This window comes from Vibrio tapetis subsp. tapetis, assembly GCF_900233005.1.
In the GTDB taxonomy this organism is placed as follows: domain Bacteria; phylum Pseudomonadota; class Gammaproteobacteria; order Enterobacterales; family Vibrionaceae; genus Vibrio; species Vibrio tapetis.
In genome coordinates this window covers 1,198,953-1,217,599 of sequence record NZ_LT960612.1, presented here as the reverse complement: position 1 = coordinate 1,217,599, position 18,647 = coordinate 1,198,953, and the positions used below count along the sequence as shown (strand labels likewise).

Sequence of the window (18,647 nt, the reverse complement as noted above, 5' to 3'; positions counted from 1 at the left end):
CGTAACAAGGCTGCGCCAGACGGTCATTTTTTATGCAACACCATCAGTGCCATAGCTTATCTAACGTATAACAAAGGAATGTTCTCTTCTTGAAACGAAAAGTACTATGGATAGCATCAAACCTCTCACTACTTAATACGTACATAACACTATATTAATTAGAAGATAATTAATATGCGATAACAAAGTAAATTACATGTCAATTTATTTCATGACCTTTAACTAAAATATAGAGTTCAAGTCTAATAAAGACGCTAACTACAAAATAATCAATATTAATTTTTATTTATTAATAATCCCATAACTAAGATCTGCCCAATAAACGGACATAAAATATAGTCGATGCATATCACACAATCTAATTTGATTAATTATTCGCTTTAGATAGAATCATTTCTCAATAAATAAAGGAAATGCATACCTTAACATTTATTAAATTTATAAAACCAATGACTACGTCAACATTGTCGCATTTATTAACTGGTAAATATTATTAAAACAATCAATTACATCACCATTTGGTCCTAGACACCGAATGGCGGTAGCGTGGGGGGGCTGTTTCCTCTCAGCGGTTAAATCATTAACACACCGAAATGAATCATTGAATTATAGACTTGGAAATTCAAGATGAAAATAAATCTACATGGATCTGAACACTCAATACTGCATCGGCTAGTCGATGTTATTGTTATTATTCTATCGCATCTTATTTGCGCCAAGCTATACGAAGGAAATATATACAACCACCATCTCATTGCGACGTGCTATGCCATCATTCTTTACATGTTTATGGCTGAAACTCTTGGCCTCTATCGATCATTAAGAGCATCCTCCATCCGAGAGCAAATACTGTCGCTCTTTACCAGTTGGGCTACTGTGGTGGCATTGTTGCTATTTGTCAGCTTTTTCTCTAAGACTAGCATTCAGTACTCGCGTATTGTATCGGCAAGCTGGTTCGCATTAACCCCTATTATTATGGTTTTGTGGCGGGTCTGCAGTTACCAATTCTCCAAACTACTTATAGAGGCCGGATACAATCGTCAGAAAGCGATCATAGTTGGCGTCACTGAAAGCGGTATTGCGTTAGCAAAACAAATTGAGAAAAACGCACACCTTGGTATCGATATTGTCGGATTCTATGATGACCGAAAGGCTTCGAGGCTTGATATCGATTCATTAAGCTGCTCCTTTAAGGGCCCAGTTCAAGATGGTTTGGATTTGACCAAAGCCAATAAGGTTGATCAAGTCTATGTTGCTTTACCAATGAAGGCAGAAATAAGAAATGTAGAATATTTAAAACAGTTCTCAGATACCACAGCAAATACCTATCTCATTCCTGACTTTTTCGTCTACAACTTAATTCAATCTCGATTCTCTACCATCGGTAATATCCCAACATTAAGTGTTCACGACACCCCATTCTATGGATTTTCAACGTGGATAAAGCGCGCTCAAGATATTATTGCATCGACGTTAATATTGATTCTGATTTCCCCTGTGCTATTAACCGTTGGACTCGGCGTCAAGCTTTCCTCTCCGGGGCCTATTATTTTCAAGCAAATTCGTTACGGCCTCGATGGCAGGAAAATAGAGGTATGGAAATTTCGGTCAATGCGAAGCATGGAAAACGGCTCTGTCGTGAAACAAGCCACCAAAAACGACCCAAGAGTCACCCCTTGTGGTGCCTTCATCCGTAGAACCTCATTGGATGAACTACCTCAATTCTTTAACGTGCTGCAAGGATCGATGTCGATCGTTGGCCCAAGACCTCACGCTGTGGCTCACAACGAAGAATACCGTTCAATCGTTGACCGCTACATGTTACGTCACAAAGTGAAACCAGGAATTACGGGGCTTGCTCAAATCAACGGCTATCGCGGAGAAACAGACACATTAGAGAAAATGGAAAAACGTGTCGAATATGATCTTAAATACATCAACACATGGTCAACCACGCTAGACATAAAAATAATCTTTCTAACTGCTTTTAAAGGATTCGTAGGCAAAACTGCTTACTGAGGGATACAAGATGACGGCTTTAAAAAAAACACAGATAGCGATAAGCGTTGCGTTACTCACGACAACAACCGTTCATGCTGAAGAACGAGGCTATATCACAGAGTCTGGAATTAACATTCTTCCACTGTTAGAAGTTGCGTTTAGCTATGACGACAACCTCGGAAGATATTCTAACGCGCTAGACGCAGAATCATCTTCTATCATTACCGCTGCACCAGGTGTCGAGATTAAATCTGACCGTGGAGGCAACAGCTATTCAGCCACCTATATTATTGAAAACGGCTATTACACGAATAGTAATGATGATAACTACCTTGATCATTATTTTGCTACCAACAATTTTGTTCGAGTCAATAACAGGCATGGGTTAGGGCTCAATTACACATTTAGCAATCAACATGAATCTCGTGGTACCGGTGTTTCCGCCGGAGACGACATTTCGTCGGCAATCAAAGAACCTGTCAAGTATGATCGCCACGATGCAAATACCACCTATGTCTACGGTTCAGACAATGCTAAGGGACGCGTCGAGCTTACCTTGGACTTCGAAAGTCTGACTTATAAAAACTACCGAGAGCTCACGAATATTGGCGGAGCAAATGTCAGCGCCCGATTCAAAGACTACGCCCAATATGGTGCGGATTTGGCATTCTACTATCAATATCTACCTGCTACCCAACTGTTGGTTCAAGTCGACCATAATCGCCGAAAATATGATTGGAATAACCCCAATACTCTGCAGTCACAAGACTATATCGATAGCTACTATTACCTCGGTGCAACATGGGATATGACAGGAAAGACAACAGGTAAAGTGAGGCTTGGTAAACAACACAAAAGCTATTCAGATTCAAATAAAGACAGCTTCGGCGGATTCAGTTGGGATCTAGAGCTCGAGTGGAAGCCAGTAAAACATTCTACGGTTGAGCTTTCCGCATCTCAAAGAACTCAAGATTCAGATCAAAGCTTTGTCGATATTAAAACCCACTTACTTAACGTAGCTTGGAAACACTACTGGCAAGAGCAGATATATAGCTATGTCAGATCCGAATTTATACGAGATGAGTACAGTGGTGATTCTCAAACCGATCGAATTCTTGATTCCAGATTTTCACTTGGTTATGAATTAACCGACACCGTAGAGCTAGCAGCGAGTTGGAACTTAGTAGACAAAAACTCCACACGCGAAGCAAACACATATGATCAAAATGTGTTCTCTATTTCCGCTAACTTATTATTTTAGTTGAATTTATGATTAGGTCTCATTTTTTAATACCGCTCCTTATACTGATAAGAATGCTCAATGTCGCATACGCTGATTCAATCGACAACACTTACCGGCTAGGCGCCGGAGACAAGATTGAAATATCCGTCTACGGCGAACCAGACCTGTCGATAGACGAACTAAACATCAACACTAGTGGTCGATTTGACTATCCATATTTGGGCCGATTATCGGCCCTAAATAAAACCCCTGAACAGCTAAAAAATGAAATTTCTATTGGTCTAAAAGGTGATTATCTCATCGCCCCAAAAGTGCGCGTCAGTGTCACGGAGTTTCGAAGTATCTATGTTAATGGTGAAGTCAAACAGCCAGGTGCTTATGAATACCAACCGGGATTAACCGTAGATAAAGCCATTGCGCTAGCCGGAGGATTTACCGACCGCGCAGCGAGAAACAAAATTTATGTCACTAAATCAGGCCGTGCTGATAAAGCTAATAAATACGCTCTGACTCAAACTATCTTACCCGGCGACATCATTGTAATAGAGCAAAGTTTCTTTTAAACAACTTGCCACACTAACTGAAGTACTTTTTATGATACCTGAAGCCCGCAATTTCCAACACATAGAGCCACTCATCGACTTTGGGCACTACCTCAAAACCTTTAAAGATCGATGGTTTTCAATAGCAACATTCACTCTGTTATGCACAGCAATATCTGTTTTGATTTCATTTTCAATTACCCCAACTTATCAAGCTACCGCGACTCTTTTAATCGAAGCATCACAGAGAAAAGCCGTTTCCATTGAACAGGTTGTGGGCATAGACTCCCGCGCAAAAGAGTATTATCAAACGCAGTTTGAAATATTGAAATCTAATCGCGTCGCACAGAGAGTGATTGAAGATTTGGCGCTAACACAACTGGTTGAATTTAATCCTTCACTTGAATTAGAACCGACGTTATCAGAACAATTGAAAAACAAGCTTTACTCGTTACCCCTACTAAAACCTTACGCTCCTGAAATTAAGGTTTTGACAAATGCTCAGCAACACACGGTAGATCAACGAAATGCACTACAGATTTTCAAAGAAAAACTCACTATAGAACCCATTAAAAAAACTCAGCTCGTCAAAATTCATTTCGAGTCAAACGATCCCATTCTTGCAGCGAACATAGCCAATCAAGTTGGCTATGCGTATATCGAAGTCAATATGGATTCAAAACTGTCCGCAACTCACCAAGCGACAGACTGGATTAATACCAGAGTAAACGAACTAAAAACGAAACTGGAGAGATCTGAGCAAGCACTGTTAGATTTTTTACATGAAAACCAACTGATTGACGATAGCGGTATTTCAGCATTAACCAGTACCGAATTGACAAACTTAACCGAAAGGCTCTCTAAGGTCACTGAGCAAAGAATCCAGAGCCAAGCACTCTATAGCGCTCTCAAACAAAACCAAAATGCCAACTTAACGACACTAAGCTCTATTTCTGTCATCTCAAACCATCCTCAAGTACGTGATATTCGACTAGCAGAAATCCAAGCAGAGAAACACGTCAGTGAACTGTCGAAACGCTATGGCGCTAAGCACGACAAAATGATCCAAGCCAAAGCCCAACTAGAATCCATTCAAAAGCGAGCGGGCTTGGTTGTCGCTAAACTTGTCAGGGGAGTCAATAAAGAACTGCAAAGCGCTCGCCAACAGGAAAAATTGCTGAAAGATGAATTAAATGCAAAAAAAGGGGAATTTCAAGGTTTGGCTGTCGTAAAAGGTGAATATGATGCGCTCAAACGAGAGGTCAATACCAATGCAAACCTGTACGATCTATTTTTAACCCGCCAAAAAGAAACGTCGGCGACCAGTGACTTCTCATCGACCAACACAACGTTTTCAGATTTCGCGCTCATTCCCGAGCATCCAAGTAAACCTAAGAAAAAGTTAATCGTCGCCATTGCAATGGTTATGAGTATCGTCTTTGCCTGCTTCGTCGTTGCTTTACTCGATGTTTTAAAGAACACCATAGAATCTCAAGCAGATTTTGAGAAGAAATTCGGCCTGCTACCGATTGGTGTAATACCTGCGATGAAAAATAAAAAAACCAACATCGCTTTAAGTAATGATCACGCAATAGACCAGCAAACACGATTATTTAATGAGTCGTTTGATTCCATTAGAACCTCATTAAACATCAACATGTTAAGTAACCAACGTAAAATTATTGCAGTGACATCAGCAATGGCAAGTGAGGGCAAATCCACATCGGCGATAAAGTTAGCACATTCGTTTTCTAAACTTGAAAAAGTGCTGCTCATTGATTGTGACATGCGAAAACCTTCTATTGCAAAGAAGCTTGGGTTTGCTGAACATTGCATGGGCATTAACAACCATTTATTGATGAATACACCGATAGAAGAATGTATCCATGGCTTAGAAGACAGCGCTTTAGCTGTATTACCGGTAGGGATGTTATCACCAAGCCCCCAAGAAGCGTTAAGCTCAGCTAAGTTCCACCAGCTGATCAGCCAACTTGAACAACAATACGATCGGATCATTATTGATACACCTCCTACGCTACCCATTAACGACACACTAATTATTGGTGGCTTAGCAGGCAGCCTTCTATTTGTTTTAAAGGCAAATTCAACAACCGAGCATCAATATAAAATGGCCATAAATTTAGTCAGTAAACATGGCATCGCTATTGATGGCGTCATACTCAATCAAGTAAAGCCAAAAGTCCTTAAGCATGAATATAACAGTGCTTATTACGCATACGCTAGCTAACCATCGCAGCGGTTTGATAAATGGACATTTGGAGATCCTACCTTGCTTGCTAAATTATTTAATGGTGCGTTACTCAATATTCTGAATATATTGATTCAGCTCGTGCTCGGCTTGTACCTTTTCCGAGAAATGCTGATCTACTTCGGTGCACAAGACTTCGGTCTCTGGTCGATGATGATGGCAATGCTCGCCCACATAGCGCTCTTTGAATTCGGGCTCGGAGGCTTAATCTCCCGGGTTGTATCTCAGTCAAATGATCTTGATGGTGTTTCACAAAAATCCGTAGTGACGACTTGTTACGTAATGATCTGCTCGGTCTCGGCTCTATTTTTTATATCATCGGTACTGGGAGCTTCCCTTTATACAAGTAGCAATCAAGCTCTTTCGTTCGAGATGAAAGATAACTCACTGTTTTATGTCTGCCTTTTATTGTCACTCAATTTCACACTTAATTTTATAAGCGGCGCAATTCAGGCCTTTCTTATTGCCAAGTTCCACATGAGGTTTATCAACGCTGTACGACTGATGACCAATATCATGCGCATGATAGCGGTTTTGACCAGTATCCATTACGAACTAAGCCTTGAAATGATCGCTGTCATATTTGTTTGTTCAGCGCTATTTGAACTGTTATGTCGAGCCATTTATTCCTACGAAAATGGAATTCGCGAGCTACTCTCACTTGAAAGCCTGTCTAAAAAAGCGGCTATATACATATCTCATCGAGCCAGCCGTTATTTCTTCATGCAAATGGCTTTTTATGTACGGAACAACAGCGCCGTCTTATTTTCTGGTGCGCTCTTGGGTCCCAGTGCCGCGGTCACCTGGAGGATTGTCGGACGCCTGATGGAAATCTACGTTGAAATCACATCGTCGATCAACTACTTGCTGACTCCCTACTTCAGCCGATTTATTCATCAAAGACAGCAAGAGGTGATACTCAAGTTTAAAGTTAGTCTCCTGGTTACCTCGTCGATATCAGCGCTCATTCTGTTCAATATTTTTCAACATTCTGAGTGGTTTTTGGGGGTGTGGTTGGGAGAATATCCGCCGATCACTATCGAGTCGCTGCAACTATTGGCGATTGGCTTTTGTTTAGTGAACATGCAAGGGCCCTGCACATCAATGCTGATTGCCAAGGATAAGTATCAGATCATGTCTTACATCTCCATCGGGGAGCTGGTTCTGACTTTAGTTTTGATGCCCATACTAATGAACCTATACGGAAACATAGGCGCCGCTTACGCATTGCTTTGTGCCCATACGGTGATTTGGGCTATGTATGTACCATGGATTATGGCAAAGCAACTTAGTCTGTCACTATCAAGTTACTACTTGTGCCTAGCCGCTCCCACCCTATTAGTTTGGCTCGTATTTCAAGCCTTTGACTTATGCTCAAACTGGCTATTAAGCGCCACTCATGTGCCGTATATCGTCAATTTCATTGCCCTTGAAATCACTCTGGTTGTCGCGGTTCTCGTTATAGCCTATCGCGTTCTGGTTAGTTCAACTCAAGAAATGAGGCAGATTGAATCATGAGAATTGGGAATATTTACAATACCACAACTAAGGATATGACTTAGTGCGTAACTCAACTCTCTATCAACTGTCTGCAGTGCTGTTTTATGTACTGCTATTTCGCGCATCAATGGACCCAGTGTTGCATTTGACAAAAGTCGGAGGCATTGGACTCGGAGCGGTATTAAACCTGATGATGGTGGCATATTTCCTATATGTCTGCGCTAAAAATCGCATGGTGATTCCTAGAGCGTTTGTTTCTGTCTGGGGAGTATTTATCATCATAGGGCTAGTATCTATCATCAGTTCACCAGACAAAGTTCGATCTTTACGTACTTTTTTTGGTGTATTGACTTATATGTCGGTATTTTGCCTATCTGCATATTTTATAAAAAGCAAACAAGACTTAGTCTACGTGATCAAACTCGTCATATTATCATCAATCATTCAGTTTACTTTTACGTTTGTCGAATTTCTAAATCCCTCAGCGAGTACAACAAAAGATGGATTCCGTTTATTTGGTAGCTTCTCACATCCTAATATTTATGCTTTCTATTTAGTGTTAATTGCTAGCCTCTGCTTTTTTGTCAACAAGCAAAAAACACTGCAATTTGATCACGGGCTTATCTTAATATCGAAACTGGTGTTTGTTGTCGCGCTGGTTTTTCTAATCCTAACTAAAACTCGTAGCGCGTGGGGAGCATTTACTATCGTGATTGCCGTTTACGGCATTCTGTCAGAACGTAGATACCTCTATTATCTTACCGCTGCGGTTTTCGTTGCTTTAATGGTGCCAGCAGTTCAAGAACGAGTAATGGATGTTTTTACTAGCGGTACCTCAATAGAAAGCCTTGAAGACGGCGAAGCACTCAACTCTTATGCTTGGCGGCTGGTTGTCTGGGCGGCCTCATGGGATTACATATTAGCCAAACCGCTATTTGGTCATGGCTATGATACGTTCTCCTATTATTTTCTCGATTTTTTCCCACTGGAAGAATCCAGAGGATTTGATGCGCACAATACCTACGTTCAGCTCGTATTCGACATGGGTTTTTTGGGTCTGGCTGGTTACCTCATCATTTTCATCGCTATATTTAGACGTCTATTCGCCTACTTCCACGACGACAAACAAGGGGCGACCATCATTATTGGCCTTGCTACATCGTACTTGGTTGTCGGCTACTCTGATAATATTTTATTTTACTTATCATATAACTGGTATTTCTGGTTGGTTATGGGTTTCTTCTATTTCTCTAATCCACCCATATCTAATAAAAACAGAAAAACATCATCAAACGTTCGGGGTTACAACTAAATGGCCAATATGGATTTTTCTGTATTTCTTCGCTCATTATCAATATTTGCTATTGTGGCTGGGCATCTGGAGTTTCTTAACTTACCTGGAGGCTCACTTTACCTGATATTTTTGTCAGGGTTTAATTTTGTTCTCTTTACAATGCCTAAAATAGAATACAAAGCACTTAGCCGTTCGACCTTTAACTCCCAAGTATTTACAGAGGTCTATTTTGGGTATATCAAAAAAATAGTTATCCCTACATTTCTATACACTTGCTTTTTATTCGTATATTTGGGTCAATTTTATCCTGCTAGCCTTTTGATGATCTCCAATTTTATTGCACCAATGTACGGTGAAGGACTCAGTTTCTGGTTCATCGAAATACTATTGCAAATACTCTTAATATTTGGACTTATTTTCTATACCAATCGTTTCTACTACTGGTTTAAATTCAATCCTTATAGCTCAATGTTTGTTTTGTATTGCGCTTTCTTTGCTATATCGATAGTTTGCAGAATCCTTTGGGATACTTCTGATCTACTCAATCGCCTGCCCCACCTTATGATGTACGTATTTCTAGGGGGCGCACTGGTCGCTCTGAGTACAAGTAGAAATAAAAAAATACTGTCAACGATGGCTTTATCTTTTATTAGTCTCGAGTTCTTCATCTTCGACTTCAACCAAAACGTTGCTTTTCTTCTTGTTACTAGCATCGTCACTATCTGGCTGCGCACCATCGTTCTTCCGAAGGCGATTATTCCGATAATCACGCTAACAGCAATGTCATCTCTATTTATTTATCTGACGCACTTCCAGAGTTTTTCTTTAATGAAAAAATTGCCTTTTAATAGTCCCGCTATCGTTAATGTCGTGTTCGCTTTTATCGTAGGAATTATTGTTACTCAATTATGGAAAAAGCGTACCGCTTTGAAAGAGCAGTGTTCAGCCCAACTCAATAAGGCATTAAAATGAAAGTAACGTATTTCATCAATCAATACCCCCACGTCAGCCACACTTTCGTCAGGCGCGAGATTTTAGCTCTTGAAAATCTAGGCATTGAGGTTCAAAGGGTGTCACTTCGAGGTTGGGACTCAGATATTGTCGATTCAACCGATAAAAAGGAACAAACGAAAACCACGTTTCTTCTCAAGAGCGGCGTATTATCTTTGCTTCCTAGTCTGTTAACGCAATTAAAAAAGTCCCCTAAAAACCTATTTCAGGCTACAAAACTTGCGATGAAGATGGTTTATATGTCGGAACGAAATTTCGTTTACCACCTTATCTACTTGATCGAAGCGTGTAAGTTAGCTGAACTGACACAAGCAGAAAACAGTCAACACGTACATGCACATTTCGGAACTAATTCTACAGAGGTGGTCATGCTCGCTAAGATCCTGACTGGCATACCTTATAGCTTTACCGTACATGGCCCAGAAGAGTACGACAAACCGTTAAGTTTACACCTAAAAGAAAAGATCAAACACGCGAGTTTTGTTGCGGTTATAACTTCATTTGGCCGTTCACAATTGTTCCGTTGGGCCGAATTTTCAGACTGGGAAAAAATCCAAATCGTTCGCTGTGGCCTAGATGACAACTTCCTTCAAGGTTCACCTAGCATAAAACAAAGTAACGATCATAGAACACTCTTGTGTATCGGGCGCCTTTGTGAACAAAAAGGCCAATTACTGTTATTAAAAGGCCTAAAGCAAGCCATTGATAATGGCAGTCATATTTCACTGATACTTGCTGGTGATGGTGACATGCGCCCGGAAGTAGAACGATACGTTCAAGCCAATCAATTACAAAATCATGTGACCATTACTGGCTGGATAAGCTCTGAACAAGTGAAACAACATCTGCTGGAGTCTGACGCTATGATTTTGCCCAGTTTTGCCGAAGGATTGCCTGTTGCCATCATGGAAGCCATGGCTATCGGGCGACCAGTACTTACCACCTATATTGCTGGTATTCCAGAGCTCATCACTCATAACCACAACGGCATACTCTTTCCTGCAGGCGATGTAAACGCGATAGCTAACGCCATTATCGACTTTTCCAATATGCCTCAAGGCCAACTAGAAGCAATGGTAGAAAACGCTTATTCTTCTGTTGCTGCTTCTCATGACGTATCGCTCGAAGCCGCTAAACTTGCTCAACTGTTTAGAGGTTATATGTAATGGGAACCATCATCATATTGTTAGAAGTTCTCGTGTTTTTGATTATTCTAATTCCCTGTCTTTTATTCAGTTTTCAGTTAGTTTTTGGTTCTCTAGTTAATAGAAAAAACCTCCGAACAGGATCCCTTAATACCTTCAAAGTATTGATGCCTGCGCATAACGAAGCCTCGATCATCGCCGCTACACTAGAGAAGCTTGAGCGTGAATTAGGCTCACTCAACGACGTGATTGTTATAGCGGATAATTGCAATGACAATACAGCAAACATTGCTAGAGAACTTGGTTCAACCGTCATAGAGCGATTCGATGAACACCATAAAGGCAAAGGTTATGCCCTTGATGCGGGTTTCATTGCGATTTCTGATGACCTTCCCACGACGATTGTCGTGCTTGATGCTGATTGTTATTTTTCCCCCGGATCTTTTTCGCAACTCGTGTTATCAAGCCAACAAACTGACAGCGTCATTCAGGCTCTTTACCTCATGAAATCGCCCGATGGTGGGAGTGTTAAAACAAGGGTTGCCGAATTCGCATGGTTGGTCAAAAATCAGATTCGCGCAAATGCATTGACTCAACTCGGTATTAATTGCCAACTTCAGGGTTCGGGTATGGCGTTTCCTAGCCGCGTATTCAAGCAGGTTTCATTCGCTTCGGGCAGCATTGTAGAAGACTTAGAGCTGGGGCTGAAATTAACGGCAACCAACGAATCCATCAGGCTCAATACCTCTTCCGAAGTTACCAGCTTTTTCCCTACCTCAACAAAGGGGAGTGAAGACCAACGAACTCGATGGGAGCACGGTCACCTCTCGTCCATCCGTTCACTTTCAAAGATGGCAATCGGCACTTTATTCAATAAGAAGATTAGCACTTTTTTTTCAATTCTCGATGCCATGTTGCCGCCCACTGTACTTTGGTTGCTGATTGTTTGTGCTAGTTGCGTACTTACCGCCATAATATCATTAGCAGGTCACTACGCCCCTTTTTATCTATGCGCACTCTCTTTCAGCCTAATGCTAGTCGGGCTTTTCATCTGTTGGTACTCACATGGCCGAGCGATCATTTCCAGTAAAGACGCAGGGGAATTGTTTGGCTTTGTATTCAGTAAGCTCAGCCTATACAAAAGCTTCATCTACAAACGTCAAAAAGAGTGGATTAAAACAGACCGCGGAGAGCAATGATGACGGTAAATAACATTTTAGGACAAGTTCATTATCTAGAAAATGATCATGTGAGTAGATTCATACAACAACTTCTTAGAACAAATAAGCCGATTTCTCTCGGATTTTTGAACCAATATGGTTTTAACTTAATCATCGATAACCACCAGCTATTTAATGACTTTTCCGCTCTATCCTACTTACTTAGAGATGGTATCGGAATAAAAATCGCTAGCTTAATGACAGGGTTCCAGCCAAAAGCAAACCTAAATGGCACCGATCTGATCCCTCAAATAATGACGTCAGCGTTGAACTTAAACAAACAAACTCAATTTTTTGTTTACGGTACACAAGAACCCTGGTTATCAAAAGGAACAGAAAAGCTATTACCTAACCAGAAAGTGACGCTGTTAGACGGTTTCAAAGACAACCAAGAATACTTAACACATTATCAAGACAACGCCTGCCCTGAGTCTCTAAAAGTCGTATTACTCGCCATGGGGATGCCGAAACAAGAGAAAGTCGCCAGACTGATTGTTGAAAATGAAACAACCGCCACACTCGTCATCTGCGGCGGTGCGATCATTGACTTCCAAGCAGGGAAAACATCCAGAGCACCAAAATTTATGCGCGAAAATGGAATGGAGTGGCTTTACCGTTTATTTGTCGAACCTAAGCGTATGTTTAACCGATACGTGATTGGCATTCCGGTGTTTTTTTCACACTTGTTCATTGCAGCGTTACGCCGTAATTTTCCCACAAACAAGTAATCACGTTATGTTCAGTTTTATTCGATACAAGTTCGCCAATATCACTGGCGTCTCGCTCATTACTGTTATTGCTACCATGACATGGTATACAGCCTATGAACAGTTCTCAGCATCACTCTATGCTAATGCTATTTCAACTAGCCTCAATACAATAAATGACATGAACTCTAGCCAGCACCATGACGCTCTAAGTAATGCAAACGTCTTGGCACAACAACTGATTGACTCCAAACCAAGTTCTGCTCACCACTATGAATTAATTCATTTACTTCAACAGTGGAATAACTTCAGTTTAGGCGTAGGGGCTGTAATCGAAAGCAATTGGTTGCTGGAACAAAGCACACAAAGACGTCCAACTTGGCCGATTACTTACGTAGAGAAAGCCAAGATTCTCATCTTAGAAAAATCGCCCCATAAAGAGATCGAACAACAAATCGATTTGGCCGCTAAATATGGGCCTGTGCATCCAAAAGTACAGTTAATGCAGATAAAATATGGATTTGAGCGCTGGGAGAGTCTCCTTCCACAATCTCGTGCTGCTCTCGCCATACAGTTACTTAAGTTTAATAAAAACTACCGGCACAAGTCTCAACTCAATCATATGATCCAATACAGTCCGGCGGCTCAACGAATGTGTAACCTATTTAAATTCAACAATATCCAGGTCACCTCTTGCCAATAACATTCGCTATATCGATTTATTAAGTAAACGAACACAGCTAATTTGCGTTCTCTTCGCAAATACTTCCTCAATGATTTGGCGCAACCAGTAGGGAGGTTACTCGCTCAACATCGTTGAGCTTCAAAGGGCAGATGAACTTGCGCTATTACGTTCATTTGCTGTTCAACTCAGGGATAGAAATAATGAACATTATTCCGCCAGTGATCGCGTTTGCACTCGCAGCAATACCCAGTGCTTTCGCAACCACTGTTCAAGTAGAACCGACAGTCATAGCTGTCGGTTTAAAGGTGACACAGCGAATAGAAACATTGGAAGCTGAAAGCCTTAAAACAGAACAATCGGCACAAATGCTACAGGCCAAAAACCTTAATACGCTGCAGCCTACTGCAATGTTGCAAGTTGAAAACCTAACAACCCCACAACCCACATTAGAACTCCAAGATGAAACTCTTGAAATAGCCCAGGAATTACCCTTACAGGAGCTAAATCCAGAACAAGCATTATCACAATTCACATCGCTACTTTCTGCCGATTTAAACAACGCAGAGCAAATAATTCAGGCTGCTATGGAGTCGATGCCAGAGTTTGCCGAACAAATTGCACAACTGGCACGTGACAATGAAGTAGAGAATGAAACCATAACCACAGCCGCCCTGTTGGCGGGAATAGATCCAACAAGAATTGCAGAGGCAACAGCTGCAGGTATATCGCGTATCGCATCGGTTGCACCACCTGCAACGCCATCTATTGGCGGAAATGGAGGTGGTGGTATTCGAGTTGTATCACCAAACTAATAACTTACGCCCACCCCGGTGGGCATTTTTCGCGACAAGATGTAAAGAGTAGAAATAACAAATGCGAACATTAGAACGTCTCTTATTTGTCAGTTTACTGGCACTGCTTATTTGGTTGCCAATTCCACTTGGTAGTAATCGTTCATGGGCATGGTTCATCGCTGAAAGTTGGATAATTGTGCAAGTATTAGGCTTGCTAGCTTTCTACAAGGGGCGCTTGCCATGGCAATACCTAGCTAGATTTTCGAGTTTGTTGATCCCTTTCGCTATTTTTCAGTGTTGGGTCTTTATTCAAACGATACCGCTCCCCTTCGCCTTTGTTGAGTTCTTCTCTCCGACCGCCACGAATATCTATACCGAAGCAGGTAGCCAACACGCCTACTTCTCGCTTGACTCATCACACACTCAAACAGCACTGGTAAAAGGAATCTGTTATTGCTTGTTTCTGTTCAATTCCATTTTACTTGTTAATAGCAGTTCAAGGCTAAAATACGCCGTGATTGCACTTGTTATCAGCGGTACATTTCAAGCGTTTTATGCTGCCATTGTTGTGTTACTTGGCTTAGAACAAAGCTTGGTCTTTGGCTACCCGGAACAGGGAGTTGCTACGGGATCATTTGTCTACAAAAATCACTTAGCGAATTATCTTATGCTCTGCTTATGCATGGGAGTTGGCTTGATCATTACCCAACTTCATACCAGCGATTCTGGTGGTGGGATATTAAGAGTCAAGAGATTATTGAGTGGCATATTGAGCCCTAAGATGTTCATTCGCCTAGCCATCATTATTATGGTTATCGCTTTGGTGATGACACGTTCTCGGATGGGAAATATCGCTTTCTTTTTCGCAACGACAACCGTCGGCCTATTGGCACTGTTCATCTATAAACAAAAGCCAAAAGCACTCACCGCGCTCATATTTAGTGTGTTGGCCATCGACACCATAATCGTCGGTATTTTATTTGGGTTAAACGAGGTTAAGCAACGCATTGTCAGCACATCACTTGACGCTGAATCCCGGGATCAAGTCATTACTTGGAGCTTGGATATCATTCGAGATTTTCCCTTAACCGGAACTGGCATGGCGAGCTTTTACGCCGTGTTCCCTGGCTATTCTAAAGCCGACGTAGGATTTTATGATCACGCCCATAACGAGTTCATTCAATTCGCTGTTGAAGCCGGCGTGCCTGCCACTTTACTTTTGGGATGTGCCGTCGCGTTTGCGATGTACAAGTCCCTAAGAGTTCAGTCAACAAGAAACAGCAAAATGATGAAAGGGGTAGCAATCGGATGCTCTATGTCCATTGTAGGTATGCTAGTTCACATATCAGTTGACTTTAACCTCCAACCCATGGCGAATGCTGTCACCTTTCTATTTATTTTATTTTTAGCCCACGCAGTCTCTATCTTGCCAAATGAGCGTACCAAAGTCGGCCAAAAAAATGAGTTTATCAATGAGCAGCAGTAAATTAGAACTTAACACGTTGCGTGGCATCGCATGTATGTTACTCGTGGCCTATCACATCATAGGTTCTAACCAACAGGTTGGATTGATGCTCTCAGATGGGCTGCTAAAAGAAGTCAATGATTCATTAATCTATATAAGGATGCCTCTCTTTACTTTTTTGTCGGGGGTGGTTTATGCCATTCGTCCATTCACCTCGGGCGCAGGAAACTTCCTAGCAAAGAAAATACGCCGGTTAATATTTCCAATGTTAACGATAGGCACATTGTTTGCCGCTGTTCAATATATTGCGCCTGGTTCCAATTCGTCGATAACAAATTGGAGACTTATTCATATCATGCCTGTGGCGCATTATTGGTTCGTAGAATCACTTTTCTTGATATTTTTATGCGTCGTATTATGTGAGAAACTAAAATTATTCTCGACACCCGTAAAGTACCTCTTGGTCTTGGCTTTCTTTTCCATAGTCTATCTATCTCCTTTATATTTTAGTTACTTTTCAATATCTGGCGCCATCTATTTGATGCCTTTCTTTTTGTTTGGCATGGGAGTACGAAGATTTAAATTTGAAAACCATTTATCTCCAGCAACAGGTTATGCTCTAGGCCTAATATTGGTATTAATCACAATTTTATTATATTTTAATTTCATCCCGACCTATAGTAAACGTACTCTTTTTGGACTCACCATTGGTTATCTTTCTTGTATCGCTCTGTTTTCAATAAAATGGAAGTCTAATATCCTGGCATGGATTGGATCATATTCATATTCAATTTACCTTTTCCATGTATTCTTCACTGCTGGGACAAGAGTTATGTCTCTAAATGTCGGGGTATTCAACACTGAAATACTTTTCTTTTTGTCTATGGTCATCGGATTAATTGGCCCTATCATTGCTGAAAGACTCATCTGCATGAGCAGGGTACCTCAAATTGCATTGTTAGGACGCTCCGTAAAAGCAATCGATTCGAAACCAACAGCAGTAAGCAATGTTTAATCTGGCACATCGTCAAACTGGCCCAATAATCCATTTAAACCAAGTAAGAGATCATGTATAAATCCATTCTTATAGTATGCACAGCCAACGTGTGCCGTTCCCCACTTGCAGAAGCTTTATTTAAAAAGCATCTACCTAATTTAACCATTGCATCTGCAGGGACTCATGTACACGCCCTTCAATTTACGGGGCATCCAGCCAACACTCATTCAGAACTGATCGCTGTCGAGCACGGCTTAAGTATCGAGAGCCATCAAGCACAGCAATACAACCAAGCTTTAGCTGAAAAATACGATTTAGTGCTCTCCATGTCTCCAGAAATAACGGAAGAAATTTCAAAAATAACACCTCAGTTCCGAAGTAAAACAATACTAATCGGTCAATGGATCGGACAAAGCTCAATTCAAGATCCATATAGAAAGGAATATCATCATTTTAAACAGTGCTATACATCGCTTTCTTTTTCAGCTCAAAGTTGGGCTGCAAAGTTGAACTAAAAAATAAAGGAACTCTATTTTGTTCTATTACGTAATTTAAAGGATTATAATGAGCAACTCTACAAATAGATTACACGGACTAGACTTTGCCCGGGCTATTTTAATGATCCTAGGAATATTTTTCCATACTGGAATGATCTACGCTACCCAACAGGACTGGCGGGTAACATCAAATGAGACCTCTGAATTCATAACTTTAGTATGTAATTTTCTTCACTCTTTTCGAATGGAAGCATTCTACCTAATTTCTGGCTTTTTTTCGCTTTACTGCATGAAAAAAATCGACCCAACTTTGTTTTAGATAGAGTAATTCGGATCTTACCTCCACTCCTATTTGTTGGAATAACAATAAATAGTGGTATGAATTACATTAGCTACAACTTTGAATTTAGCCAAGGGTTAAAATACGTGACCAGAGGAGATTGGCTTGGACACCTATGGTTTCTTGGCAATCTAATTATATATTTTATTATTTCAAGCCCGATATGCAAATCGATTAAAACCAATTCAAAAAAAACACTCACAAACCTGTTAATGTTTGCCCTATCGTTCCTAATCATTTCAGTTTTCATTAGATCAAACTTCAATGACCTAATAAACAAACGTTTTATATTTGTAACGTTATCGCCATTAGTGTATTTTTACGCCTATTTTGTTATTGGAATTTCGCTAAAACACTCAAATAAAAACCTATTTACCATACTATCAATTAGACTTACCCCCCTCTATTTCATAATATATATGTCTTTATATTATTTTTCGCTTCTTGATGTGCTGTCGTATGACGTGAAAACTGGGCCGAACTTCCTTGAGTTATTATCAAGGTTTCCACTCGTATTGTGTGTTATATCGATATTAAATTTCATTGGTAACGTAGAGTCAGACAAAATAAGAGTACTTTCGAACGCAAACTATACTATCTACTTACTTCATGAACCACTTATTGTCGTTCAATATTTTTATATATTCAAAGAAGTGAGTTTAAATATTTATATTGAATATATTTTCATGGTCAGTATAACGTGTGTAGTTTCATTCACTACGCATCAATATATAGTCAAGAGATTTAATATCACTAAGTTTTTATTTAATGGCATTCCTTTCAACTCGATAAAATCACGGAATATTATTTCAAGTCATTCATCATCACAGATTAAGTCGTAGGCGGTTAACTCTTACTCCATAGAATATTCTAAATCGAGTTTATAGCACTGGCATGTTTTTATAAAAACATACCAGTGCTAAACTTAAACATTAGT

General features: G+C 40.6%; 15 protein-coding genes and 1 pseudogene. All 16 read left to right on the top strand.

What is annotated here, in order from left to right; genetic code table 11:
* Positions 1-627 precede the first annotated feature (627 nt).
* A complete protein-coding gene (locus tag VTAP4600_RS22460) occupies positions 628-2,019 on the top strand; it encodes an undecaprenyl-phosphate glucose phosphotransferase (protein ID WP_102524957.1) in 1,392 nt (463 codons plus the stop codon).
* Positions 2,020-2,029: 10 nt separating this feature from the next.
* Positions 2,030-3,262: an outer membrane beta-barrel protein gene (locus tag VTAP4600_RS22455; protein ID WP_102524956.1), complete on the top strand. Its 1,233-nt coding sequence runs from the start codon at positions 2,030-2,032 to the stop codon at positions 3,260-3,262.
* Positions 3,263-3,315: 53 nt separating this feature from the next.
* Positions 3,316-3,807, top strand: a complete 492-nt coding sequence (locus VTAP4600_RS22450; RefSeq protein ID WP_231897938.1) for a polysaccharide biosynthesis/export family protein — start codon at positions 3,316-3,318, stop codon at positions 3,805-3,807.
* Positions 3,808-3,838: 31 nt separating this feature from the next.
* A complete protein-coding gene (locus tag VTAP4600_RS22445) occupies positions 3,839-6,034 on the top strand; it encodes a GumC family protein (RefSeq protein WP_102524954.1) in 2,196 nt (731 codons plus the stop codon).
* 42 nt (positions 6,035-6,076) lie between these two features.
* Positions 6,077-7,573: a lipopolysaccharide biosynthesis protein gene (locus VTAP4600_RS22440; RefSeq protein ID WP_102524953.1), complete on the top strand. Its 1,497-nt coding sequence runs from the start codon at positions 6,077-6,079 to the stop codon at positions 7,571-7,573.
* A gap of 43 nt (positions 7,574-7,616) precedes the next feature.
* The gene (locus VTAP4600_RS22435; protein WP_102524952.1) at positions 7,617-8,867 is read left to right on the top strand and encodes an O-antigen ligase family protein; all 1,251 of its coding nucleotides are present in this window, start codon (positions 7,617-7,619) and stop codon (positions 8,865-8,867) included.
* Positions 8,868-9,821 (top strand): hypothetical protein, encoded by a 954-nt coding sequence (locus tag VTAP4600_RS22430; RefSeq protein WP_102524951.1) that lies wholly within the window; start codon positions 8,868-8,870, stop codon positions 9,819-9,821.
* Entirely contained in the window at positions 9,818-11,026 is a 1,209-nt protein-coding gene (locus VTAP4600_RS22425) for a glycosyltransferase family 4 protein (RefSeq protein ID WP_102524950.1), read from the top strand. The genes VTAP4600_RS22430 and VTAP4600_RS22425 overlap by 4 nt, the downstream gene beginning before the upstream one ends.
* 146 nt (positions 11,027-11,172) lie before the next feature.
* Entirely contained in the window at positions 11,173-12,204 is a 1,032-nt protein-coding gene (locus tag VTAP4600_RS22420; protein WP_172443208.1) for a glycosyltransferase family 2 protein, read from the top strand.
* Positions 12,201-12,953 carry a WecB/TagA/CpsF family glycosyltransferase gene (locus tag VTAP4600_RS22415; RefSeq protein WP_102524948.1) on the top strand — a complete coding sequence of 251 codons (753 nt, stop codon included), beginning with the start codon at positions 12,201-12,203 and terminating at the stop codon, positions 12,951-12,953. Before VTAP4600_RS22420 ends, VTAP4600_RS22415 begins: the two co-directional genes overlap by 4 nt.
* Positions 12,954-12,960: 7 nt before the next feature.
* On the top strand, positions 12,961-13,635 hold the full coding sequence (locus VTAP4600_RS22410) for a hypothetical protein (protein WP_102524947.1): 675 nt from the start codon (positions 12,961-12,963) through the stop codon (positions 13,633-13,635).
* 182 nt (positions 13,636-13,817) lie between these two features.
* Positions 13,818-14,429, top strand: coding sequence for a hypothetical protein (locus VTAP4600_RS22405; protein WP_102524946.1), 612 nt, complete (start codon positions 13,818-13,820; stop codon positions 14,427-14,429).
* A gap of 61 nt (positions 14,430-14,490) precedes the next feature.
* Entirely contained in the window at positions 14,491-15,897 is a 1,407-nt protein-coding gene (locus VTAP4600_RS22400) for an O-antigen ligase family protein (RefSeq protein WP_102524945.1), read from the top strand.
* A complete protein-coding gene (locus tag VTAP4600_RS22395) occupies positions 15,884-16,891 on the top strand; it encodes an acyltransferase family protein (RefSeq protein ID WP_172443207.1) in 1,008 nt (335 codons plus the stop codon). The genes VTAP4600_RS22400 and VTAP4600_RS22395 overlap by 14 nt, the downstream gene beginning before the upstream one ends.
* A gap of 53 nt (positions 16,892-16,944) precedes the next feature.
* The gene (locus tag VTAP4600_RS22390; RefSeq protein ID WP_102524943.1) at positions 16,945-17,388 is read left to right on the top strand and encodes an arsenate reductase/protein-tyrosine-phosphatase family protein; all 444 of its coding nucleotides are present in this window, start codon (positions 16,945-16,947) and stop codon (positions 17,386-17,388) included.
* 49 nt (positions 17,389-17,437) lie between these two features.
* Positions 17,438-18,552 (top strand): annotated as a pseudogene (locus VTAP4600_RS26760) (acyltransferase family protein).
* Positions 18,553-18,647: the final 95 nt, after the last annotated feature.